We start from the raw sequence: 2,000 nt of genomic DNA, 5'->3' as shown, positions 1-2,000 counted from the left end.
CCGCCCTTGGTGTAGCTGTAGCGCAGCGCGAACGTCTGCCCGTTGGTGACCTGGAGCTTGCGCGTCATCTGGCCGAAGCGGTCGTAGCAGTAGCGAGTGCTGCCGCTGACATCGTCCATCGCGGCTCCTTTGTCTCCATCAGAAAAAGTCTACTCTGACCCCTGTTACCCCCCCCCCCGCAACAATCATGCACCAAGCACGCCCAGTCACTCCGAAGGAACAATACTGATCTCGCCGGACTCATCCATCATCAGTAGCACTGAAAATATGCCATGACGCCGATCTTTCGGAGGAATAATGCCAAGGAGATAAATTCCACCCGTTCTGCATATCCGGTCAAACGTATAACCTTCCTCGTAGCCCGTCAGCTCGGAGACTCTGGACCGCAGCCTCTCGGCAGACACCGGGAGTTGCGACAGTTCAACATCGTCACAGTCGTTACTGGAACTTGCAGGACTTGGATAGATTTCGCCGGTACCACATGCGACCAGCATCGCCACAGCTATAACCCATATGTACTGCACGAGAACCGCCTCCTTTGCGCTTCAGCAGCGCTGATCACCTGCTCAGCTTCTTGGTTGCAATCACAGCCAGATTCAAGAATATTCTTCGCGCACTCGATACTTCTCCCGTACGCTCTGCATTCGCTCATATTTCGGAACTGATCATAATGAGCCATGTCCCTTGGTGCGGCTGTTTCGTCGTCCGGCAGACTACCTCTAGGCCGGTTCGCGCACGACCTTGATCCGTACCGTGCTACATAGTCACTTATATGCTGTTGCTCGTGAGCTTGCGTGCATCCTCTCATACACTGACTAGCGCAATTGACAATTTCGTATCCACCACGTCCATTGCATTGGATCGTTCCTGTACTTCCTACGCCGACGCGCGCACCAATATTGGAACATGTAATAGGACTCAGCCCTCGGGCGTCCTGCCACAATAGAGAGTTGTTGTACGCGTAAGCGTACGTCGCTATTCCGCCTTGAAACCCAACCGGATCACTCTGTGAGTACCGGCCCATTTCTGGTTCGTAATCCCGAAAGTAGTTTTGGCTGAGCCCACTCGCCGCATCGTCTCGCTGGCCCGGAAAGCGCATATCGAACACGAACCCGATGCCATCCCCATCCGGATCCTCATTCGGCGGACTATTGCCGAAAGCCTCGCTCGCCAGGTCCCAGTTCCATACGGCCACATTCCGCACCGGATCGATCACCGCACGCGGCGTACCGAGGTGGTCGGGCTGCACGTAGTGGAGCCGATTGACGCCTGAGCTGCCGACCAGCAGGCCGACCGGGAAGTCGTCGAGCCATATCGCCTGCTGCAGCGGGGCACCCGCAGCGTCATAGTCCCCGAGCCAGCGGCCGGCCTCATCGAAGACCGTGGTCGTGTCGCTGGCGCCCAGGTGCCTGCGTACCTGCTCGCCCCGGCCGTTGTAGACGTAGTGCATCGCCAACGCGCCGCCCTGCTTCGCCTGGCTCATGCGGTTGGCGGCGTTGTAGACGAACTCCCTGGCCGTGCCGATGGCGAGGGTATTGCCGGCATTGTCGTAGTTGCGGGCCACGCCGGCCACGGCGGCGAGCCGGTGGCTGTCGGCCGGGTAGCTGTAGGCCTGGCTGCCGCCGGCATTGGTGAAGCTGGTGCGGTTGCCGGTGGCGTCGTAGCCGTAGCTCTCGATGGCCGCGCCGGCGGCGCCGTCGCGGAAGGCGGTGAGGCGGCCGAGCGGGTCGTAGTCGAAGCTGGCTCGCGGCGGCTCGGCCAAGTCGGCGGTGTGCAGCGCCGTGAGATTGCCGACCGGGTCGTAGCTGTAGCCGAAATCCAATCCGCCGGCAGCCGGGTCGCTGATGGACGCGGGCCGGTAATCCAGATCATGCACCCGATCGAGGCGACGGCCATTCCCGTACGTCCATCCGGCGGCCGGGCCGAAGGGGTAGTAGTCGGCGCCGGTCAGCAGGACCTCGCGAATACCGCCCGGCGAGGTCACGCCCACCTCCGTCACC

Annotated in this window: 1 protein-coding gene; it reads right to left on the bottom strand. The window is 61.0% G+C overall.

Translation table 11 applies throughout. The features are described 5' to 3' along the window. Positions 1 to 502 precede the first annotated feature (502 nt). A partial coding sequence (locus QFW77_RS03050) for an RHS repeat domain-containing protein (RefSeq protein WP_280572802.1) occupies positions 503 to 2,000 on the bottom strand: 1,498 nt, incomplete at its 5' end.

It is taken from the genome of Luteimonas endophytica (assembly GCF_029887875.1).
Taxonomy (GTDB): Bacteria; Pseudomonadota; Gammaproteobacteria; order Xanthomonadales; family Xanthomonadaceae; genus Luteimonas; species Luteimonas endophytica.
The sequence above is the reverse complement of the archived record's forward strand: the minus strand, read 5'-3'. Positions and strand labels throughout refer to the sequence as shown.